The organism is Stakelama pacifica (assembly GCF_004361835.1).
Classification (GTDB): Bacteria; Pseudomonadota; Alphaproteobacteria; order Sphingomonadales; family Sphingomonadaceae; genus Sphingomonas; species Sphingomonas pacifica.
The window spans coordinates 1-18,877 of record NZ_SNWD01000019.1; the positions used below are offsets into that span (position 1 = coordinate 1).

Annotated in this window: 18 protein-coding genes and 2 pseudogenes; 9 read left to right on the forward strand and 11 right to left on the reverse strand. The window is 64.4% G+C overall.

Annotated elements, in window-relative coordinates; translation table 11 throughout:
- Nucleotides 1-95 precede the first annotated feature (95 nt).
- From EV664_RS17730 to EV664_RS17740, 3 genes and pseudogenes are all read right to left on the reverse strand, one after another.
- Nucleotides 96-613 (reverse strand): annotated as a pseudogene (locus tag EV664_RS17730) (histidine phosphatase family protein); the annotation flags it as partial.
- A 2-nt stretch (nucleotides 614-615) separates the two neighbouring features.
- A complete protein-coding gene (locus EV664_RS17735; protein WP_026109291.1) occupies nucleotides 616-936 on the reverse strand; it encodes a type II toxin-antitoxin system YafQ family toxin in 321 nt (106 codons plus the stop codon).
- Nucleotides 905-1,186 carry a type II toxin-antitoxin system RelB/DinJ family antitoxin gene (locus EV664_RS17740; protein WP_017501687.1) on the reverse strand — a complete coding sequence of 94 codons (282 nt, stop codon included), beginning with the start codon at nucleotides 1,184-1,186 and terminating at the stop codon, nucleotides 905-907. The genes EV664_RS17735 and EV664_RS17740 overlap by 32 nt, the downstream gene beginning before the upstream one ends.
- A 415-nt stretch (nucleotides 1,187-1,601) precedes the next feature.
- Here EV664_RS17740 and EV664_RS17750 point away from each other — a divergent pair, with 415 nt between their 5' ends.
- The 3 genes from EV664_RS17750 (at nucleotide 1,602) to EV664_RS17760 (ending at nucleotide 3,275) form a co-directional block, all read left to right on the forward strand.
- Nucleotides 1,602-2,234: a transcription elongation protein SprT gene (locus EV664_RS17750; protein ID WP_133497061.1), complete on the forward strand. Its 633-nt coding sequence runs from the start codon at nucleotides 1,602-1,604 to the stop codon at nucleotides 2,232-2,234.
- Between the two features lie 121 nt (nucleotides 2,235-2,355).
- The gene (locus tag EV664_RS17755; RefSeq protein WP_017501684.1) at nucleotides 2,356-2,991 is read left to right on the forward strand and encodes a nucleotide-binding protein; all 636 of its coding nucleotides are present in this window, start codon (nucleotides 2,356-2,358) and stop codon (nucleotides 2,989-2,991) included.
- Nucleotides 2,991-3,275: a ribbon-helix-helix domain-containing protein gene (locus EV664_RS17760; RefSeq protein WP_017501683.1), complete on the forward strand. Its 285-nt coding sequence runs from the start codon at nucleotides 2,991-2,993 to the stop codon at nucleotides 3,273-3,275. Before EV664_RS17755 ends, EV664_RS17760 begins: the two co-directional genes overlap by 1 nt.
- Nucleotides 3,276-3,319: 44 nt before the next feature.
- Here EV664_RS17760 and EV664_RS17765 read toward each other — a convergent pair whose 3' ends face one another.
- From EV664_RS17765 to EV664_RS17800, 7 genes and pseudogenes are all read right to left on the reverse strand, one after another.
- Entirely contained in the window at nucleotides 3,320-4,423 is a 1,104-nt protein-coding gene (locus EV664_RS17765; RefSeq protein WP_004213366.1) for a replication initiator protein A, read from the reverse strand.
- Nucleotides 4,424-5,407: 984 nt separating this feature from the next.
- A complete protein-coding gene (locus EV664_RS17775) occupies nucleotides 5,408-5,839 on the reverse strand; it encodes a hypothetical protein (protein ID WP_017501681.1) in 432 nt (143 codons plus the stop codon).
- Between the two features lie 78 nt (nucleotides 5,840-5,917).
- Nucleotides 5,918-7,594 (reverse strand): type IV secretory system conjugative DNA transfer family protein, encoded by a 1,677-nt coding sequence (locus tag EV664_RS17780; protein ID WP_133497075.1) that lies wholly within the window; start codon nucleotides 7,592-7,594, stop codon nucleotides 5,918-5,920.
- 2 nt (nucleotides 7,595-7,596) lie between these two features.
- A pseudogene (locus tag EV664_RS17785) lies at nucleotides 7,597-8,510 on the reverse strand (HEPN domain-containing protein).
- A 2-nt stretch (nucleotides 8,511-8,512) separates the two neighbouring features.
- Nucleotides 8,513-8,779 carry a hypothetical protein gene (locus tag EV664_RS17790; protein ID WP_026109288.1) on the reverse strand — a complete coding sequence of 89 codons (267 nt, stop codon included), beginning with the start codon at nucleotides 8,777-8,779 and terminating at the stop codon, nucleotides 8,513-8,515.
- Nucleotides 8,772-9,008, reverse strand: coding sequence for a conjugal transfer protein TraD (locus EV664_RS17795; RefSeq protein WP_017501678.1), 237 nt, complete (start codon nucleotides 9,006-9,008; stop codon nucleotides 8,772-8,774). Before EV664_RS17795 ends, EV664_RS17790 begins: the two co-directional genes overlap by 8 nt.
- 37 nt (nucleotides 9,009-9,045) lie before the next feature.
- A complete protein-coding gene (locus EV664_RS17800) occupies nucleotides 9,046-9,351 on the reverse strand; it encodes a conjugal transfer protein TraD (RefSeq protein ID WP_017501677.1) in 306 nt (101 codons plus the stop codon).
- Nucleotides 9,352-9,527: 176 nt separating this feature from the next.
- Between EV664_RS17800 and traA the strand changes: the two genes are divergently transcribed.
- Genes traA through EV664_RS17830 form a run of 6 tightly spaced genes read left to right on the forward strand, consistent with a single transcriptional unit; the run spans nucleotide 9,528 to nucleotide 18,224 of the window.
- On the forward strand, nucleotides 9,528-12,440 hold the full coding sequence (gene traA, locus EV664_RS17805) for a Ti-type conjugative transfer relaxase TraA (RefSeq protein ID WP_026189171.1): 2,913 nt from the start codon (nucleotides 9,528-9,530) through the stop codon (nucleotides 12,438-12,440).
- Between the two features lie 12 nt (nucleotides 12,441-12,452).
- Nucleotides 12,453-13,151, forward strand: coding sequence for a DUF6118 family protein (locus tag EV664_RS17810; protein ID WP_018251383.1), 699 nt, complete (start codon nucleotides 12,453-12,455; stop codon nucleotides 13,149-13,151).
- Between the two features lies 1 nt (nucleotide 13,152).
- Nucleotides 13,153-13,596 carry a very short patch repair endonuclease gene (locus EV664_RS17815; protein WP_020493517.1) on the forward strand — a complete coding sequence of 148 codons (444 nt, stop codon included), beginning with the start codon at nucleotides 13,153-13,155 and terminating at the stop codon, nucleotides 13,594-13,596.
- Nucleotides 13,562-14,749 (forward strand): DNA cytosine methyltransferase, encoded by a 1,188-nt coding sequence (locus tag EV664_RS17820; RefSeq protein WP_229668350.1) that lies wholly within the window; start codon nucleotides 13,562-13,564, stop codon nucleotides 14,747-14,749. Before EV664_RS17815 ends, EV664_RS17820 begins: the two co-directional genes overlap by 35 nt.
- Nucleotides 14,746-15,579: an Eco29kI family restriction endonuclease gene (locus EV664_RS17825; protein ID WP_018251380.1), complete on the forward strand. Its 834-nt coding sequence runs from the start codon at nucleotides 14,746-14,748 to the stop codon at nucleotides 15,577-15,579. The genes EV664_RS17820 and EV664_RS17825 overlap by 4 nt, the downstream gene beginning before the upstream one ends.
- A 44-nt stretch (nucleotides 15,580-15,623) precedes the next feature.
- The gene (locus tag EV664_RS17830; protein WP_037477229.1) at nucleotides 15,624-18,224 is read left to right on the forward strand and encodes an AAA family ATPase; all 2,601 of its coding nucleotides are present in this window, start codon (nucleotides 15,624-15,626) and stop codon (nucleotides 18,222-18,224) included.
- Between the two features lie 114 nt (nucleotides 18,225-18,338).
- Here the strand turns inward: EV664_RS17830 and EV664_RS17835 are convergent, their stop codons facing one another.
- Nucleotides 18,339-18,680 (reverse strand): Rap1a/Tai family immunity protein, encoded by a 342-nt coding sequence (locus EV664_RS17835; RefSeq protein ID WP_133497062.1) that lies wholly within the window; start codon nucleotides 18,678-18,680, stop codon nucleotides 18,339-18,341.
- Nucleotides 18,681-18,877 lie beyond the last annotated feature (197 nt).

Here is an 18,877-nt window from a genome sequence, read left to right on the forward strand (position 1 = left end):
TGGGCTTCATCTTCGTTCCTTCATCACTACGACGAAGCCCAAATCCTCCTTAAATCACAACCTCAAATCTGTGCCATTGGTGCTGACGGGGAACAGGCGCGCATCTTTGCCTGATCGTCAAGATGAGCGTCGGCCACGATCGCGCGCGCGGCCTGGATGAACTGCCCATGCCCGAACACATAGACCAGCGAGGCGGGCGGCATGGCGGCGAGCCGCGCCAGCGCGGCCTCGCAGCGCCGGAGCAGGGTGGCGAAGCTCTCCGCCCCTTCCCCGTCGCAATAATCAGGATCGGCCGCGCTCCAATAGCGTTCGAGGTGCGGCATCCGCTCCGCGCTGCGCGTGCCGTTCCAGCGCGCCGGTTGCAGATAGGTGAACTCCTCTATCGGCCACACTTCCACCGGCACGCCGGGAAAGCGCGCGATCGTTGGCGCAGCCGTCTGCTGCGTGCGGGTATAGGGCGACGTGACGATGAGCGCGGGCGCTTCTATCCAGCTCGCCGCGACTTCGCGTGCCTGTTCCTGGCCCAGCTCCGTCAGCTCGATCGCGCCGAGATCGTGGCAGGGCACGCCGGCGTTGCGGTAGATTCGCCGTGGCGAATGAAGATTACGCGCATGGCTATTCAAACAGTTCCGCATGAGTGCCGGCGCGCACGAAGTTCACCAGATTCCCCTCAATCGTATAGATCAGCAGGAAATCGCCGCCGATATGGCACTCGCGATGATCGCTCCAATCGCCTTTCAGCGGATGATCCAGCCATTCCGGGCCTAACGGCGCGTCGTTGGCGATGAGCATCATCATCGCCTCCTTGAGCTGTTTCATGTTGTAGCGCCCGCTGCGCGACAGCCGCTCCCAATCCTTGACGAACCTTTTTTCGTAGGACGCCTCTCTTGGGAACGCCGCCCGCTTACTGCTGGCGGGCTTCTTGGTCGAGGGCATCGAACATTTCCTGGGCATCGGTGAAACGGGCGCGGCGAGCCTTCATCGTCGCGCGGGACGCCTCGATCGCGGCGCGCGTCTCGGCGTTCGGCACCTTCAGCTCGAACGGCAACGCATGATCCTTGGCGACCCGCGTGAGGGTCATGCGGACCACATCCGAGACGGTCAGCCCCAGCTCGGCCAGCACGGCGGCGGCTTCATCCTTCAATGTTTCGTCGATGCGCGCGCGCACGAAAGCGGTAGCGGCCATTGGAACCTCCTTAGTCAAGCCGATAATGTAGCTCAGTTGAGCAACAATTTCAATCCAGGCTAGGGGGCGGCGCCTGCCGCTGGCGCGGCACCGTGGCCCTACTCGCTTCGTTCCCCAAGCCCGCAAGCGGTCTTGGCCCAAGGTGACGACCCACATGGCGGGGGCGAGATCGCAAGCGGGTCTCGCTTCATGGTGCCGGCGTGCGCCGGCGTCGATCCTGTTTGAAGGGGGAAAGGCGGTCCCGGCCGCCTCTCCCCCGCAACGGGATTAGACGGGGCCGTGCCTCGCTGCGCTGCGGCCGCACCACCCCCATCGAATCCCGCTGCCCCCCTCTCTCGCCGGCGTTCTTGGGCGTCCGTGTTCCGGCCGATGGCATGGCCATCGCCGAACAGGCGATTTGAAGGGAGTAAGGACGATGACCCACGAAACCCGCGAAAGCTGGCTCAATGCGGTGGCGGCGGGCATGGCCCCGCTGTTCGAGGTGCTGGACGCCCCCCTGCCCGACCGCGTGCGCGTGGCGATCGGCTTCACCAGCAGAGGCGCGAAGGCCAAGGCGATTGGCGAGTGCTGGGATAATCGGTTGAGCGCGGACGGGCATTTTGAAATCTTCATCCGCCCGGACCTGGCGCACGCGCCCGACGCGATGCCGGCGCAGATCGCAGCCATCCTCGCGCATGAGCTGGTCCATGCCGCTGTCGGCATCCCGGCAGGGCATGGGAAGACGTTTAAACGGGTCGCCCTTGGGCTGGGGCTGGTCGGGCCGATGCGCGCCACCACCCCCGGCGAGGCGTTCCTTGCGGCCATCGCGCCGATCCTGGAGTGCGTTGGCCCCCTCCCCCATGCCCGTCTCGACACGGACGGGGAGTCGACCGCGCCCAAGAAGCAGAAAACCCGGATGCTCAAATGCGAGTGCGCGACGTGCGGCTATACCGTGAGGACCGCGCGCAAATGGCTTGAGCAGGCCGGAGCGCCGCTTTGCCCGATCGAGGATCACGGCCAGATGGAGCATGAGCCGCTGGACGATGACGACGCCGAACCGGAGGAATGATGCGGCGCGCTTTCGTCATTTCAGATTCAGCGCCTCCCTATCGTCATTTCGGGAACGACAGGGCTTCCCCTCCCGGTCTATTGTGTATACAAGTATAGGATTATACGTGTAGGAGTGTAGCATGAAGGTTCTCGCCATTCTCTCACAGAAAGGCGGCGTTGGGAAAACGACGCTCGCGACCTGTCTGGCAGTCGCGGCCGAGCAGGCGGGCAAGGTCGCCGCGATCATCGACCTGGACCCGCAGGCGACGGCCTCGTTCTGGAAGGACGTGCGCCAGCTCGACACGCCCGCCGTGGCGTCGATTCAGCCGGTGCGCCTGCCCGCTATGCTCAAAGCCTGCGAGGACGCCGGCACCGATCTTGTCGTGATCGACGGGGCGGCGGTCGCGCGCGACGTGGCCTATGAGGCAGCGCGTCACGCTGATTTCATCCTGATCCCGACTAAGACGGCCGTGTTCGACACGATGAGCATGACGCACACCCTCGACGTGGTGCGCCAGCTCGACCGCGCCTTTGCCGTGGTCCTTACCTTCGTGCCCCCGCAAGGTCAGGAAACTGGCGATGCGATTCAGGCCGTGGCGGAGCTAGGCGCGACGGTTTGCCCGGTGACGATCGGCAACCGCAAAGCCTTTTTCCGCGCCCAAGCCGCAGGCCGGGCCGTGCAGGAGTTCGAGCCGCATGGGCCAGCGGCCGACGAAATCCGCCGACTATACGAGTATACAAATATACGCCTATACAATCAGGCCGAGGTGGCGTGATGGCGAAGGGCGGAAACAGTCTGCAAGCGGTGCTGAACCGCGCCAAGGCGGACGGAGACGCGGCCCCGGCCCCAGCGTCGGCGATCGAGCCGGTAGACGTGACCCGCAAGGCCCCGCCGAGCGGCCGACAGGGGACCAAGCTGATTGGCGGGCATTTCCCTCCCGAGGTCAGCACGCAGCTTCGCATTATCGCGGCCGAGGAAGGGACGACCGTTCAAAGCCTGCTGGGCGAGGCGCTGGACGACCTGTTTGTGAAGAAGGGAAGGGGGCGCATCGCCGGCTAGTATAGATGTATACAATTATACACCTATACATCTATACATCTATACTAGCGCAAGGGGGCAGTCTTGTGCTTGTTGCGACAGAAGCCGATGAAGGCGGCGCGGGGGCTTTTCAGTTCCGGCCGCCCGCTGTCGATCCACCATGACACCCATTGGTCATAGAGCGCGTAAACGTCATAGCCAGGCGCAACGCTCTTGGCGTCGTGGAAGCCTTCGGGGTCGATATAGGGCCGCTCGGGTTCCGCCTCGATCGCCTCGACCGTATCCAGAGCCTCGCGATTGCGGAACGTGACCGTATCGCCGTTCATTTCCACGGCATAGTCGGGCAGATGATCGTGCGCGACGAGATCGCGCAGCATCGAGCGGAACACGCGCAAATGGCTACTCGCGCCGGTCTTTTTCTGTAGCGTTTCGACCGAGATCGACCATTTTTCCTGCGCGCCGCAATGCTTGCGCGCCAGCTCGTAGATACGCCGTTCGAGCGGCTTGCGGAGGCGGAAATAGTCGCGATGGAGCGTCAGGACGCTGCGCCCCTCAACCATCTTGAACAGCCAGTCGGATAGCGTGACCTTGATTTCCGACATTTGGCCGGAGCGGGTTTGCCGCACGATCCGCCATTCATTGATGAGGCCGAAACCTTCGGTGATTTCCTCGCCATCGGCCTTGATATTCGTGGTGATCCGCGTCCCCGACAGCCGCTCGAACGCGCTCCGCAGCCGGTCATAGCCGTCGCCATCGGTTTGCCGGTTGGTCCACACCAGTAGATCGCGAGCAGTGAGGTGCAAGGTGCGGCTCGGTCGCTCCCCCTGGTTCATCTTCCCGATGAGCTGGGAGATGCAGTAGATCAGAATATCCTTGTCGTGGATCGTCGCCAGCCCTTTGACGCTGGGGACGATTTCGAGCTTGTTGCCGTTATGCTCATAGCGGAACACGCGCCGATCGGGCTTGGTCGCGAGCGAGAAAATCGGATGCTCCATCGAGGCCATGTCATCCTTGGGGATGGCGTCGAGAACATCGCAAATGAACAGATCGGGATCGGGGTAGCGAACAGGCAGCAGGGGAGGGCGTCCCTCCGCGCCGTTCGGGGTTTCATTGACGGCAAGCGGGAGTTCGGGGTTTCGTTGACGGTCAGGCTCGATTCGGGGTTTCATTGACGCGCACCGTAGATTCGGGGTTTCATTGACGCAACGGAAAAGTTCGGGGTTTCATTGACGGGTGATCGCGATTCGGGGTTTCGTTGACGCAGATTCGGGGTTCTGGAGTCACCAGATTCGGGGTTTCGTTGACGCCGAGGGCAAAAAAACGCCCGATTATTATAATATTTTCAGTTGCTTATGAAACCGCCAAAATCCCGTAACACGATTCTTTAACCCATATATTAACACTAGGCCGACCTGTGGATAACTTTAACCGCAGCGCCCACTCGACGCCGGATCATCGTGGTTTCACCCACCAGCGTCCCGCCAGATCGAACAACTTGTCCTGATTTTCGGGACAGAGGCAGCGTGATCCACTGGCGCCGCGCTACCGGCACCGGTCAGAGGGAAGAAAAGCGCCGCCTCTTGGGGGCTTCGCCCCCGCCGGCTCGCGGCCTTCGGCCGCCCCGGATCGCTTTGCGATCCTCCCACCCGGCATCCCCATGATGAGCCGGCTTCGCCGGCACGCTTTTTGCTAGATTGAGGATCGTTTAAACGCCCCGCTTCTATCGACACCACAGCGCCAGCGGCACCGTCGCAATTGGCTTTCCAGGAAAGCCAGGCGGATAGGGCGGTGATCGAGCCGAGAGGGCAGGGGAGGCGGAAACGTCGCAGCAGGGGCGATTTCCGGGCCGCTGGGCTTCATTCTGGACGTTTGGCAGGCCGGGGAGGGTCCAAGCGGCAATGGCGCTCTACGGGCTTCCCATGCGGCCGATTTCTGGAAAGCTAGATCCTCGCGAGGTCGGGGATCGAAACGGCGAGCCTCAAGGTTTGTGCGCCAGGCAACGATTTCACGGATTTGGCCCCGAACATTGCTGCGGGAGAGGGCGGAATCCTACGCCAAGAGCCGGCAGGGCAGGGCGCGGAAAGTTCGCTAAACAACGCCAAGGGCGAACAGACGGCGAACATGTATATTTGTATACGCCTATACATTCGCGCCTAGTGGCGCGTCCGCTTCGGTGGCGTCGGCGCGGCCATCAGCTCATCAAAGGCGGAGTCATCGCCCAATGCGTAGCGGCGCAGCGGATCATCCTCGGTCATGCGGCCGGCCTGGACTTCGCGCCATGTCACATATCGCAGCCGGCTCCGGTCCAACGCGCCATCGACAAGACATTCCGCGCGCAGGAACATCCATATCTGGCCCTGCCGGTGCTGGGCGAAGGCTTCAAGATCGCCGTTCGTCTCTTGGAGATGCACCGCCACAAGATCGCAGACGAGATTGAATATCCGCATGAGGCCGAGCCGGCTTTCCTCATCGGTGATCGCTTCGTGCAGCTCCAACACTTCGTCGCGGATCGCCGGAAGAGGTGCGGAACCGCTCTCTCCATAGGCCATGAGCCGGTCCCAAAGATCAATGACGCGTTGGTCCATATTCTATCCTTCCGCCCTTGGCGGCAGTTCTGACACTATACAGCAAACGGCCTTTTTCACTTCGTCGATAGTGTCCGTTCACGCCTTGTCGAACTTCCCGGCGAACTCGCGATCGGCGTAGTAGCGCAGCTTGGCGGCGACGATCGGCCGTTGCCCCGCAAGGAACAGGAGCTGCAAATCCTCGCGCAGCGTGCGGACTTCATCCGGCGTCAGCAACGGCCGCGCTACATGCTGCGATCCGAACGATATGCCGGTTTCCTCCGCGTCGATCGCGCGGCTCATCGTCTCGAACACGACTGTCTCCTGGCCGAGCAGATCGGAGACGAGCCTGGCGCTGTCGTGATCGTTGACGCCGAACACTTGCAGCACGCCGGCGTTGGACAGGAAGGTGCCGGCGCGGCGCTCGTAGAGCGCGCGGAGCTGGTGAACATCTTGCAGGATCGGCCAGAGCTGGATGCCATAGCCGGCCATCAGGCCCATCGCGCGCTCGACGGGTTCGAGGCGGCCGAGGGCGGCGAACTCATCGAGCAGGAACAGGACGGAGCGGGCAGGGGAGGACGGCGCGCGCGCCAGATCGGTCAGCCCTTGCGCGAGCATCAGGCGCAGCCAGCGGGCATAGGTGGCGAGCCGATCGGGCGGCAACACCAGATAGACGGTGGTGGCGTGCGCCTTCACATCGGCGAAGGTGAAATCCGAGCGCCCCAGCACGGCCGACATGCGCGGCGAATCGAGGAAATGGGTATGGCGCTGCGCGGCCGACAGCACGCCGGCGGCCTCGCGATCGGACTTGCCCAGGTGGCGGTTCGCGGCGCGGGCGATCAGGCCGCGCGCCTGCGTGCTGCGCGACATTTCCCGCAGCATCCTTTGGAAATTATCGGGCGCGAAGGTGAGGCAGTCGCGCACCGCTTCCAGCGTGCGGTCCTGGCCTCGCGATTCCGGGTCGCACGCCACCCACAGGAGGATGCCGGCGATCAGCGCCTTGGCTTCCTCGTTCCAATGCGCCTCGCCGGCTTCGCCGGGAGCGTCATAGACCAGCGCGTCGGCCAGCGTCATGCAGTCGTCGGCGAGATCGAGGCCGGCAGGGTCGATGCGATCGAGCGGATTGAAGGCAGCGCCGGGAAGGCCCGTCACCCCGAACGGATCGAGGACATGGACCGGGCCGAACTTTGCCCGATGGCGGGCGGTGATGCGGGCATTCTCGCCCTTGGGGTCGATGCAGACGACCGGGCCGGGATAGTCGAGCAGGTTGGGAATGATGGTCCCCACGCCCTTGCCGGTGCGCGTCGGCGCGATCGTCAGCAGATGCGAGGGGCCGGCATAGCGCAGCAGCCTGCCGTTCTTGCGGTCGCGGCCGATCAGCAGGCCGTCGCCATTTTGGGCGAGGGGGCGAGTTTCCCGATCGGTGGCGAAGCGGGCCGAGCCGTGCGTGGCATCGCCGGCAGGGCCGCCGTAGCTCAGGATCAGCGGTTGAAAGAGGGCGCGCAGCGCGACGAGGATGACGACGATCGCCGTCAGCATCATGACGGTCTGATAGATATGGGAATCGTGGGCCAGGCCGAGCAGCCTGCCAAGAATGAGCGGCACCCCAAGCCCCAGCACCAGGCCGGTGATGAGGAACAGGACCAGGACGCCGAACAGGTGGCGGATGAGGGCGACCGGGCTGGTGACGAGGGCCGTGATCGCCCATATCGGCTGTTCGCGCGCGAGCCGCGCGAGGTTGCGGATCGCGCGGCCGAGCTGGCGGAACCATTCCATCATCAGGATTCCCTCCCGCTGTCGTTTTCGAGATGTTCGGCGCAGATCGCGGCGGCGATCGTGTGGAGATGCTTCACGCGGTCAACGAGCCAGGCCAGTTCGTCGGGGGTGATTTCATAGGCATGGGAATAGCGCGCCTCGACATAGGCGCGCTGGAGCTGCGCAAAATGGCGGCGGGCGGCGCGGGTATCGCGCGGCCAGGCTTCGATCAGCCGGGGATCGAGATTTTCGGCAAGCGAGCGCAGGATGCCGATGCGGTGCGATTTGGGCGCGTAGAGCGTCAGGACGAGCAGCAGGCCATGATAGGCGCGCTCGACGGCCTGGTGGAGCATGAACGCGGCATGGTTGGTCTCGCCGTCGCGGATCGCATATTCGGCGAGCGTCAGGCAGTATGCGGCATCGGGGAGCCACTTGTCATAATGCGCCCTGGCTTCGGCGTGGCGTTCCTGCGCGTCGAGCTGGCGCGGCACGGCGAGGCGCTGTCCCGGCGCTTCGTAGAGGGCGATCCCATCGCGGGCTATGTCGGCGAAGAAGGGACGGCCGCGCGCGAGCTGGTCGTTCACGTCCATCAGCGAATGGACGATGAAATTGACGGGCGTGGCGAGCTGGCGGGTGACGGTCAGCTCGCGCACCAGATGATCGTCGGCGACAGCCCACCATGTTGCAGATCGGTGAAGGTCTCGGAGTTGACGATGACGAGCAGATCATAGTCGGAGATATAGCCGCTGGCGCGATCCTCGACCCAATCGCCGCGCGCGTAGGAGCCGAACAGGATCAGCTTGAGGATGCGGCCGCCCTTGCGCTTGTCGGAGAGCTTGGTTTTGACGGCATCCTCAAATTCATCGAACAGGACGCGGGCGACCCGTTCCAGCTCGCGGCGCTTGGCGGCGGGAAGATGATCGAGGCCGGCGCGCATGGTCAGCGCGCTTCGGGCAGGTCGATAGCGGTGATGCCCTGAGCGGCGGCGATGGCGTCCACCAGGCTATCGACGGTTTCCATGCGATGGCTGGGCCAGTCGCGTGAGACGGTGACATAGCCGGCGTCGGTCTGGACGTTGATGATCGCCGTGGCGGGCAGCAGATCGAGCAGGGTTGCGAGCTTGTCCTGAATATCGGGGGTGATGTGGTCGATGCCGGGGCCGACCATCAGGAGCTGCCAGGAAAGGCGCGAGGTGTCGTCAGTCATGGGCGGTCTGTTCCTTGCTGTCCTGTCCTTCCGCTTCCGCGTCGAACGCACGTTTGCCGCGCCGCTTCCAGAGCGCGAGCGCGTTGCCATCATCACGCGCGCGGGCGGCAAGATCGAGCATCGCGCCGTAGAGCGTTGCGCGATCGTCGTCGGCCAATTCGACGAGGCCGGCCTTCTGGACGAGGCCGCCCAGCTCTATGAGATGGCGGGTGCGTTCGCGGCGCTGCACGACCCATCCTCTCGTATCGGTGCGGCGCTTGGCGGCTTCAACCCTGTGCCTCGCCTGCGCCAGTCTGGTTTCCGCTTTCGCCGTTGCCGCCAGAGCGTCGCCCAGCCTTGCGCCCGCGTCCCTGAAAGAAGGCCGCGCCCCGCGAGCGCAACGCCTCCTTTTCGCCAGCGTCGGCCGATTCCACGGCAGCGAGCAGCGCGCCGGCGAGTGTGTCGAGATCGAGCGCATCGGCCCCGGTTGCCGTCACCAGTAACCCAAGTTGCTCGATCTTCTTGGCCTTGATAGACTTGGCCTTGTCGCTCAGTGCCCGCAATTCGGCGTCATAGTCGCGCGTTTTTCGCATCACTCTCTCCCTCGCGCCCGTCGAACAGGAGCCGCACAGTAGCACGATCGCGCTGGCAGGACAGCGGTTCCATCATGAAATGCGGCCAAGTCAATCACGCGAACGGCAGAGAGTGGTGAGTGCGCGCTTATACGTCGTTGCCGACGTGCGCTAAGAAGTGCATCATGCCGGTCGCGATGGCGATCTATCATTTCAGCGCCAAGGTCATCAGCCGTGCGAACGGCTCCAGCGCCGTTGCGTCCGCTGCCTATCGCTCCGCATCCGAGCTGCACGATGCGCGGCTTGGACGCAGCCACGACTTCTCCAACAAGGCGGGCGTCATCCACTCCGAAGTGCTGCTGCCGAAGGACGCACCGGAGCGCCTGTTGGATCGGACGACGCTGTGGAACGAGGTGGAGGCAGGAGAGAAGCGCAAGGACGCGCAACTGGCGCGTGAGGTAGAGTTTTCGATCCCGCGCGAGATGAACGAGAAGCAGGGCGTGCAGCTCGCTCGTGACTTCGTGGAGAAGGAGTTCGTGAAGCGCGGGATGGTCGCCGACCTCAACGTGCATTGGGACAAGGCCAAGGATGGCAGCCCGAAGCCGCACGCGCATGTCATGCTGGCGATGCGCGAAGTTGGGCAGGAGGGGTTCGGCAAGAAGGTCCGGGACTGGAACTCGACCGAGCTGTTGAAGGGCTGGCGCGAAGCGTGGGCGGCGCATGTCAACGAGCGCATGGCGGAGCTGGGGCTGGAGGGGCGGATCGACCACCGTTCCTATGAAGACCAGGGCATTGCGCTGGAGCCGCAGCACAAGATCGGCCCGGCAGGAATGCGCCGGCTCGACCGCGGCGAGGACGCCGAGCGTGCCGAGGATCACCGGCGCATCGCGCGGGAGAATGGCGAGAAGATCGCGGCCGACCCGCGCATCGCGCTCGACGGCATCACACGGCAACAGGCGACCTTCACCACCCGCGATCTTGCTGCGTTCGCCTTCCGTCATTCGGATGGCAAGGAGCAGTTCGACCAGGTGATGGCGGCGGTGCGGGCCAGTCCCGAGCTGGTGGCATTGGGCAAAGACGGGCGCGACCAGGAGCGGTTCACGTCCCGCGAGATGATTGCGACCGAGGCGCGTCTGGAGAAAGCCGGCGACGAGCTGGCGCGGCGCGACGCGCATGGTGTGTCCGACCGGCACCGTGCCGGCGCTCTGGAGGCTGCGGAAGGACGCGGGCTGGTCCTGTCGGGCGAGCAGCGCGATGCCTTCGACCATATCACCGAGGGCCGCGGGCTGGCGTCGGTCATCGGCTATGCCGGCACGGGCAAGTCGGCGATGCTGGGCGTTGCGCGCGAGGCTTGGGAGCGCGAGGGCTATCAGGTGCGCGGCGCCGCCCTGTCCGGGATCGCGGCCGAGAATCTGGAGGGCGGATCAGGTATCCGGTCCCGCACCATCGCCAGCCTTGAACATGGTTGGGCACAGGGCCGCGACCAGCTCACGCGCAACGACGTGCTGGTGCTGGACGAGGCGGGCATGATCGGCACCCGCCAGATGGAGCGGGTGCTGTCCCGTGCCCGCGACGCGGGCGCCAAGGTGGTGCTGGTGGGCGATCCCGAGCAGTTGCAGGCGATCGAAGCCGGCGCGGCGTTCCGGTCGATCGCCGAAGCGCACGGCGCGGCCGAAATCACCGAGGTTCGCCGACAGCGTGAAGGCTGGCAGAAGGACGCGACGCGGGCACTGGCGACCGGCCGCACGGGCGAGGCGATCCACGCCTATGGCGACTGCGGCATGGTCCACGCGGCCGATACGCGCGAGCAGGCCCGCGCCGAGCTGGTGGAAGGCTGGGATCGCCAGCGCCAGGCTGATCCCGACCAGACGCGCATCATCCTCACCCACACCAATGCCGAGGTGCGCGAGCTGAACCAGGAGGCGCGCGGACGGGTGCGCGCGTCGGGCGGGCTGGGCGAGGACGTTGGCGTCACCGTCGATCGGGGCGCGCGCGACTTCGCGGCCGGCGACCGCATCATGTTCCTGCGCAACGAGCGCTCGCTTGGCGTGAAGAACGGCACGCTGGGCACGTTGGAGCGGATCGACGGCGGGCACATGGCGGTACGGCTCGACGGGGGTGGGCACGCTGCGTTCGACCTCAAGGACTACGCCGCGGTCGATCACGGCTATGCCGCTACCTTCCACAAGTCGCAGGGCGTGACTGTCGATCGCGCGCACCTCCTCGCGACGCCGGGCATGGACCGGCACAGCGCCTATGTCGGCATGTCGCGGCACCGTGACGGGGTGCAGCTCCACTATGGCCGTGACGACTTCGCCGACTTGGCGAAGCTTGCCCGCACGCTGTCACGCGACCGCGCCAAGGACATGGCCGGCGACTATGCCGTGCCGTCCGATGAGGACAGGGCGCGCAGCTTCGCCGAGCGGCGGGAGATACGCTGGCCCGAGCGGGCGCGGGAAATCGTCCATCAGGTCCGCGACAAGGCCAAGGATATGTTCGCGGGTTTTCGGCCCAAGCCTGCCGCCACGCCGGAGAAGGCACCTACCCCGGATCGCACCGAGGCGGCGATCGGCGGCAAGCCGGACCAGGCCAGGGCAATTGAACGCTATGCGCGGGCGTCTGCCGATATAGGCCGGATGCGCGCGCAGGATCTGCCGGTGCTGCCGCATCAGGAGAGCGCGTTGCGCCGCGCCGGCGAGGCGCTGGATCAGGTGCGGCCTGATGGCGCGCGCGATCTCGCTTCCGCGTTCCGTCGCGATCCCGGGCTGATCGGGCAGGCGGCCGGGGGCAACACAGGCGGTGCGGTGCGCGCGATGGCCGAGGAGCGCCGGGTGCGGCTCGACCCCGGCGCGCGCGCTGACCGGTTCGTGGAGAGCTGGCGTGGGCTGGCGCGCGAGCGGGCAGGCGGCGACCAGGCGCGGGTGGAAAAGGCTACCACGCGCATGGGTGTGATGGCCGAGGGGCTACGCCGCGACCCCGAGCTGGCGAAGGCGCTGGAGCGCCGTGCGCCCGAGCTGGAGCTAAAACTGGAGCGCGGCCGAAGCATCGAGAGATCGCTGGAGCAGTCGATCGGGATCGGCCGCGAGCGCGACAGGGGCATGAGCCGATAAGGGGAAGACGTGATGGCGGATGAGGAAGGGCCGAGTGAAGCCGCGCAGGCGTTCCAGGAGCTGCGCGCCGAGGTGACGCTGATGCGCCGTGCCGTCGAGCGTCTGACGGCCGAGCGCATGGAGGTGCCCGAGCCGCCCGACTATTCCGAGACGCTGGGCGTCATCGCTAACAATATCACCGCCACCGCGCAGCGCGTCGATATGCTGGTCAAAAGCCCTATGCTGGCGATGACGCCCGAACAGTTGGCGGGACGGATCACCGCAGCGGCGAGCACGGCGCGCCAGGAAGACCGGCAGACGATCGCCACGGCGCGCACCGGCCTGGAGGACGTGACCCGCCAGCTTCACGGCTACGTCGTATCAGCGCGCCGGGGCGACGAGCAGAACCGCTGGCTGATGTGGAGCGCGATCGGCGGTGTGGTGGTCGGGATGATGTTGTGGGCGGTGTTCGCCGGCATCGTTGCCCGCGCCGTGCCCGCGAGCTGGCAATGGCCGGAGAAGATGGCGGCGCGCTCGCTCGACCTGCCGATGTGGGAAGGCGGCCAGCACCTCATGCGCGCCAGCGCGCCGGACGCTTTCGCCAACATCGCGGCAGGCGATCGGATCGTCACCGCTAACCGGCAGGCGCTGGAGGCGTGCCGGAAGCGCGCGGATAAGGCGCGAGAGGCGGTGCGCTGCACGATCAAGATCGAGCCCGAGGCGAGGCGTTAGGGTGGCGGACACTCTCACCCCGGCAGGCCGCTCCGAGCGCATGAGCCGCATTCGGGGCAAGAACAGCAAGCCCGAGATGCTGGTGCGCCGCATCGTGCATGGCATGGGCTACCGCTATCGGCTTCACGACAAGCGTCTACCCGGTAGCCCCGACCTTGTGTTTCGCGGCCGGAAGAAAGTCATCTTTGTCCACGGATGTTTCTGGCATCGTCATCCCGATCCGAATTGCAAACTGGCGCGAATGCCAAAATCCCGGCAGGATTTCTGGGGACCGAAGCTGGAGGGCAACCGCGATCGAGACGAGCGCAATCGTGCGATGCTGGACCGAAAGGGCTGGCGGGAGCTGGTTGTTTGGGAATGCGAATGCGGGCAAACGGAACACTTGAAGAACAAAATACGTGGATTTCTCGATGACGACCAAGGAAACGCCCATGCGGGCCATTGAGCTATTCGCCGGCGCCGGCGGGCTGGGCATGGGGATCAGCAAGGCGGGATTCCGTCCCATGCAGGTGGTCGAATGGGATCGCTGGTGCTGCGATACGATTCGAGAGAACCGCAAGGTAAAGGCGGGTGGTATTAGCCATTGGCCGTTGCCGACCGAGGGTGACATTCGAGCCGTCGATTTTCGACAGCACGAAGGCAAGATCGACCTTGTGACGGGTGGACCACCTTGCCAGCCATTCTCCCTTGGCGGGAAGCATCGAGCACATGCCGACGCGCGCGACATGTGGCCGGAAGCTGTCCGGGTTGTGCGCGAGACGCGCCCGCGCGCGTTCGTGTTTGAGAACGTGAAGGGGCTGACCAGGGCGAGCTTCGCCACCTACCTTGCTCATATCGTCCACCAGCTCACCTATCCCGAACTCACGTTGCGGCCGGGCGAGACGTGGATGGAGCACATGGCGCGCCTAGAGCGTCACCACACCGCCAAGGGCGGTTCGGACGAGCTGCGTTACAACGTCGTGTATCGGGTGCTCAACGCAGCCAATCACGGGGTGCCACAACGGCGTGAGCGTGTCGTGTTCGTCGGCTTCCGCGCGGACCTTGGCATTGAATGGTCCTTCCCGGAGGCAACCCACTCGCTCGAAGCGTTGCTATGGGAGCAGGTACGAACGGGTGACTATTGGGAGCGGCACGAGATCGCCAAGCGCGACCGGGTGCTTGATCCACGCTTCCGCGCCCGCGGCATGGCGCTGTTGGAGAAGCCGGCGGACAAGCCGTGGCTGACCGTGCGGGACGCGATCGGAGACCTTCCTGATCCGGAGCTTCAGCCGGAACTCGCGGCTGCCTGCCTCAACCATCGATTCCAAGGTGGCGCCCGCAGCTATGTGGGCCACACTGGCAGTCCGCTTGATGAACCAGCCAAGACGCTCAAGGCGGGCGTCCACGGTGTCCCGGGGGGCGAGAACATGCTGCGTCGCGCCGATGGAAGCGTGCGCTATTTCAGCGTCCGAGAGAGCGCCCGGCTACAGACCTTCCCTGACAAGTACCGCTTTCATGGCTCATGGACCGAGTCCATGCGCCAGCTCGGCAACGCCGTCCCGGTGAAGCTCGCGCAGGCCGTTGGAGAGAACGTGGCGAGGCATTTGACCGCCGCATGAGCCGTAAACCCACACCCGCGCCGTCGCCGATCGCCGAACTGCGCGCGAATCTCGACCAGCTCATCGAACAGACGACCTCGACCACCCTGTCGGCGCCGCGGCGACGGACGCTTGAGAAGGAAATCCGGGGTGTCATCGAGGAGCTAGGCTCTTTTCTGAACACGCTGGACCCGATCCGGCAGCCTTCGGCGGTGTTTGATCCCAGCAATCCCAAGGTGGTGGGGCGGTTCGTCTCGCTCGCGCTGGTCGCGCAGCAGCGTCACCCGTTGGCCGAGATACCGCGCTTCTATGGCTCCGGCATCTACGCCATCTACTACAACGGCCCATTTCCGCTGTATGCGCCCATCAGCGGAAGCGAGACGCCAATCTACGTCGGCCAGGCCGCGCCCGCGATCAACAATGCCCGTACCCCGCTGGAGCAGGGGCCGCGGCTTTGTGGGCGTCTTTCAGACCACCGTAAGAACATCGGTACGGCCATCACCACGCTCGACCTTGCCGACTTTCAGTTCCGATCGCTGGTCGTTCAGAGCGGCTGGGAAACGGCGGCCGAGGATTACATGATCCATCTGTTCCGGCCGATTTGGAACAGCGAGACGAGCATACTCTATGGCTTGGGCAAGCATGGAGATGACGCGACCACCCGAGCCAATAAGCGCTCGCCGTGGGACACGCTCCATCCCGGCCGGAAATGGGCGGAAAAGTCCAAGGAAGATGCCAAATCGCCGGCAACGATCGAGACGGAGCTAAGCCGGCATTTTGAGGAGCACCCGGTATTTCCGGACCTTGAGCATGTGCTGACCAGCTTTTTGGACGAACTGCGTCAGGTGTAATCAACAGAACCCAATTGGGGGAGATCGAAGGGGCGATCACAACAATGAGCGAAGCACAGGCACTCGCGAACATCGTCACTTGGTCGGAGGATAGTCCTGGCTGGCAGCGTGACGCGCTTCGTCGGTTAGCTACAGGACATAGCCTCGCCGACCATGATGTCGATGAGTTGGTTGCCATCTGCAAGGGCCAGGTAGCGGCCGACCCCGTGTCTGCTGACAACTTCCGTGATCCCGCCCGCATTCAAGGCCAAGTCAATCTCCGCCGCGTCCATGGCGTGAACCACGTTAATGCGCTGGCGCCCGATCAGCGGTTGGCCTTTCAGCCGCATGGCCTAACGATCATCTATGGTGACAATGGATCAGGCAAATCCGGCTATTCGCGTATTCTGAAAAAAGCTTGCCGTGCCAGGACGCCCAATCGCGAAGACATCATCCCCGACATTTACGAGGCTGTTCCCGGCATTCCCACGGCAACGATCGACTATACAATAGGCGGCGCTGAACATTCCTATGTGTGGCGGCTTGGCACTCCAGGCGATGCCGCGCTCACCGCCGTCAGCGTCTTCGACTCTCGTTGCGCCAATATCCACGTCGAGGAAACGAACGACCTCGCCTATACACCCTTCCCGCTGAAGCTGCTGGCCTCGCTCGCGCAGCTCTGCAGGTCGGTGAAGGACAAGCTCGCTGGCGAGATTTCAACGATCAAGGCTCGTACGCCGCAAGCTATCTCGGTGCCGACATGCAGCCCGACAAGCGAGGTAGGCCGTCTCCTCGCCGGCTTGGCCGCAGGTACTGATCCCGCCACGGTGGAAGCCCTAGCGACCTTGAACCAGGGCGAGTTGGATCGCCTCGCCCAGATTACCGCTGATCTCGCAGGTGATCCCGCGCGTGCCGCACGTCAGCTCGCCGCGTTGAGGACAAAGATCGATAACCAGGTCGCATCATTAGACCGCCTGTTCAGCGCCCTCGCTCCGGCAAATGCTGAAAGGCTGCGTCAGCTTGCCACAGCTAGGGAGGCGGCTCGGGAGGCGGCCATAGCGGCATCAGGAGCCCTGTTTCGGGACGAGCCCTTGCCGGCGATCGGCGGCGACGCATGGCGTGGGCTATGGGAAAGCGCTCGGACCTATTCCGAGCAGGAAGCATACCCAGGCCAGCCGTTTCCGGCGATCGAGCCGGGTGATGTGTGCGTTCTGTGCCAGCAGGAACTCGCGCCGGAGGCGGCAGATCGCCTCGGTCGCTTTGAGGCATTCGTTCGTGACGATAGCCAGCAACGTGCCGAGGCAACGCGCGTCGCGCATGAGGATGCCGTGACGACGTTCCGCAGCAGCGGGCTGAGTGGTTCGGATGCGCGCGCCATTGTCGCGACCATACGTGACGAGCTGCGCCAGGATGCTGTAGCGAACGATCTACGCCGAAACTTGGTGGAGGCTCGCTGGCGTCACCGTTGGATCGCTCGCCGCCACGCCAATCCGGCACTGGTGCTTGAGGCCCCCATCCTCGCCTATGACCGCCAAGCCATCATCAATCTCGCGGCGGAAGTTGAGGCCCGGTCCGCCGCGCTCATCGCCGAAGCAGGCTCGCCGGTCCGTGCCGCTTTGATCGCCGAGAAAGCGGAGCTTACCGATCGCCAGTGGCTGGCCGGCGTTAAGGACGACGTGCTTGCGGAGATCGCACGTCGCGGTGAGATCGCGCAGTTGGAGGTAGCGCAGCGCGCGACCACGACCAATCGTATAACGGGCAAGAGCACCGAGATCGCGCAGGCGCTCGTCACAGACGCACTTCGCGCGCAATTTGCGGTTGAGGTCGCGAGTTTTGGGATAGCGAACCTAGCCGTCGAGTTGCGCCAGCAGAACAGCGCACAAGGCATTCCCCGCTTCAAGGTGGCGCTTGTCAGGCAGCCCAGGGCCGCTGTGGGTGAGGTCTTGAGCGAAGGGGAGCATCGCTGTGTTGCTCTAGCGGCGTTCATGGCCGAGCTGGCGACCGCCGGCAATCAGTCCGGGATTGTCTTCGATGATCCGGTGTCATCGCTCGACCATATGCATCGAGAGGCTGTGGCGAAGCGTCTCATCGATGAAGCTTCGCGCCGGCAGGTGATCGTGTTAACCCATGACCTCGCTTTCCTGTTCGAGTTGGAGCGAGCCGCCCAAGAGGCGCAGCCACGTCCGCAAGTGTCGATGGGATCAGTGTCGCGGGGAGCGGACAAGGCTGGATTTTGCCGCAACGAGCCCCCTTTCAAAGCGCGCCGCGCCGTCGAAATCATGGGCGCCCTTACCCGCCAGCTCGCAAACGAACGGCGTCATTTCGAGCAAGGCGACGAGGATAATTGGCGCGTGACCGTCAAATCGATCGCCGGTGTTCTGCGCGATACGTGGGAGACCGCCGTTGAGGAAACGGTGGGGCATGTCTTGCGCCGGCTATCCTACAAGGTCAGCACGGGCGGCCTCATCAAGCTTACGGTGATTAGCCCTGCCGATTGCGAGGCCATGCGCGATGGTTTTGGACGATGCTCCGAATTGCTTCACTCATCGGCGAGAGAGTTGAATCGTCCCCTGCCCCGTCCCGAGGCCTTAGCCGCGGAGATTGACGCACTCAATCGTTGGGCGACTGACCTTCGCCAGCGTCAGGATGCAGTTAGGCTCCCCTAAAGATGACAAGAGCTTGCGGTTAGCCTGTTCAGAAAACGACCGATTGTTGAACAGGCTGAGCCGAGTGTCTTGCCACGATCAAGGCGAAGTAGCTGAGAGCTTTAGGGGAGCCTGTTAGCGGTTCACTTGCCCCGGACACGGCCAAGCCGAACTCAAGGCCTGTTCGGCCCCCGCGACCATGTGGACACTCTGAAAATAGCTGTCCCGTTCCGCCCAGCGCAGATAGGCCGCACGCAAGGCCGCACGATCATCGCGCGGCGCGCCGCACTCGGCCTTTCGCGCGACGATCATCATGTCCAGCACGCCTTGGAGATATGCTCCACACCTCTGCTCCGCGGCGCGGCAGCTCGCGAGAAGCGCGGCACCTTGCATGTCCGACTGTTTGGTTTGCGCCAGCGCCGGAGCATGAGGAGCGACCGCCCCCATCAGCGCCAAGATCATGGTTGCACGTTTCACCGTTTTCGTCCTTTCCGAACCCGGCTGGGCCGGGTGAAGGGGCGCGTCCGAGCTTAAGGTGCTGACACGCCTCAATCGCATTTTCATTCCTCGCTACCGAGCACCTGGCCTTCGGGCGTCACGAACAGCTCGACTGTCTTGCCAGCGCTGTTCCAGTTGCCCATCGGGCCGTGGTCGGGGTCGGGCGGCGATGACGG

What these genes read in the sequence shown, in the direction of transcription:
- EV664_RS17740 (WP_017501687.1), bottom strand. Translation starts at nt 1,186, where the DNA reads ATGGCCGCTACCGCTTTCGTGCGCGCGCGCATCGACGAAACATTGAAG.
- traA (WP_026189171.1), top strand. Translation starts at nt 9,528, where the DNA reads ATGGCGATCTATCATTTCAGCGCCAAGGTCATCAGCCGTGCGAACGGC.
- EV664_RS17755 (WP_017501684.1), top strand. Translation starts at nt 2,356, where the DNA reads ATGAAGGTTCTCGCCATTCTCTCACAGAAAGGCGGCGTTGGGAAAACG.
- EV664_RS17760 (WP_017501683.1), top strand. Translation starts at nt 2,991, where the DNA reads ATGGCGAAGGGCGGAAACAGTCTGCAAGCGGTGCTGAACCGCGCCAAG.
- EV664_RS17820 (WP_229668350.1), top strand. Translation starts at nt 13,562, where the DNA reads ATGACGACCAAGGAAACGCCCATGCGGGCCATTGAGCTATTCGCCGGC.
- EV664_RS17825 (WP_018251380.1), top strand. Translation starts at nt 14,746, where the DNA reads ATGAGCCGTAAACCCACACCCGCGCCGTCGCCGATCGCCGAACTGCGC.
- EV664_RS17750 (WP_133497061.1), top strand. Translation starts at nt 1,602, where the DNA reads ATGACCCACGAAACCCGCGAAAGCTGGCTCAATGCGGTGGCGGCGGGC.
- EV664_RS17775 (WP_017501681.1), bottom strand. Translation starts at nt 5,839, where the DNA reads ATGGACCAACGCGTCATTGATCTTTGGGACCGGCTCATGGCCTATGGA.
- EV664_RS17830 (WP_037477229.1), top strand. Translation starts at nt 15,624, where the DNA reads ATGAGCGAAGCACAGGCACTCGCGAACATCGTCACTTGGTCGGAGGAT.
- EV664_RS17765 (WP_004213366.1), bottom strand. Translation starts at nt 4,423, where the DNA reads ATGAAACCCCGAATCGAGCCTGACCGTCAACGAAACCCCGAACTCCCG.
- EV664_RS17790 (WP_026109288.1), bottom strand. Translation starts at nt 8,779, where the DNA reads ATGACTGACGACACCTCGCGCCTTTCCTGGCAGCTCCTGATGGTCGGC.
- EV664_RS17735 (WP_026109291.1), bottom strand. Translation starts at nt 936, where the DNA reads ATGCCCTCGACCAAGAAGCCCGCCAGCAGTAAGCGGGCGGCGTTCCCA.
- EV664_RS17810 (WP_018251383.1), top strand. Translation starts at nt 12,453, where the DNA reads ATGGCGGATGAGGAAGGGCCGAGTGAAGCCGCGCAGGCGTTCCAGGAG.
- EV664_RS17800 (WP_017501677.1), bottom strand. Translation starts at nt 9,351, where the DNA reads ATGCGAAAAACGCGCGACTATGACGCCGAATTGCGGGCACTGAGCGAC.
- EV664_RS17780 (WP_133497075.1), bottom strand. Translation starts at nt 7,594, where the DNA reads ATGGAATGGTTCCGCCAGCTCGGCCGCGCGATCCGCAACCTCGCGCGG.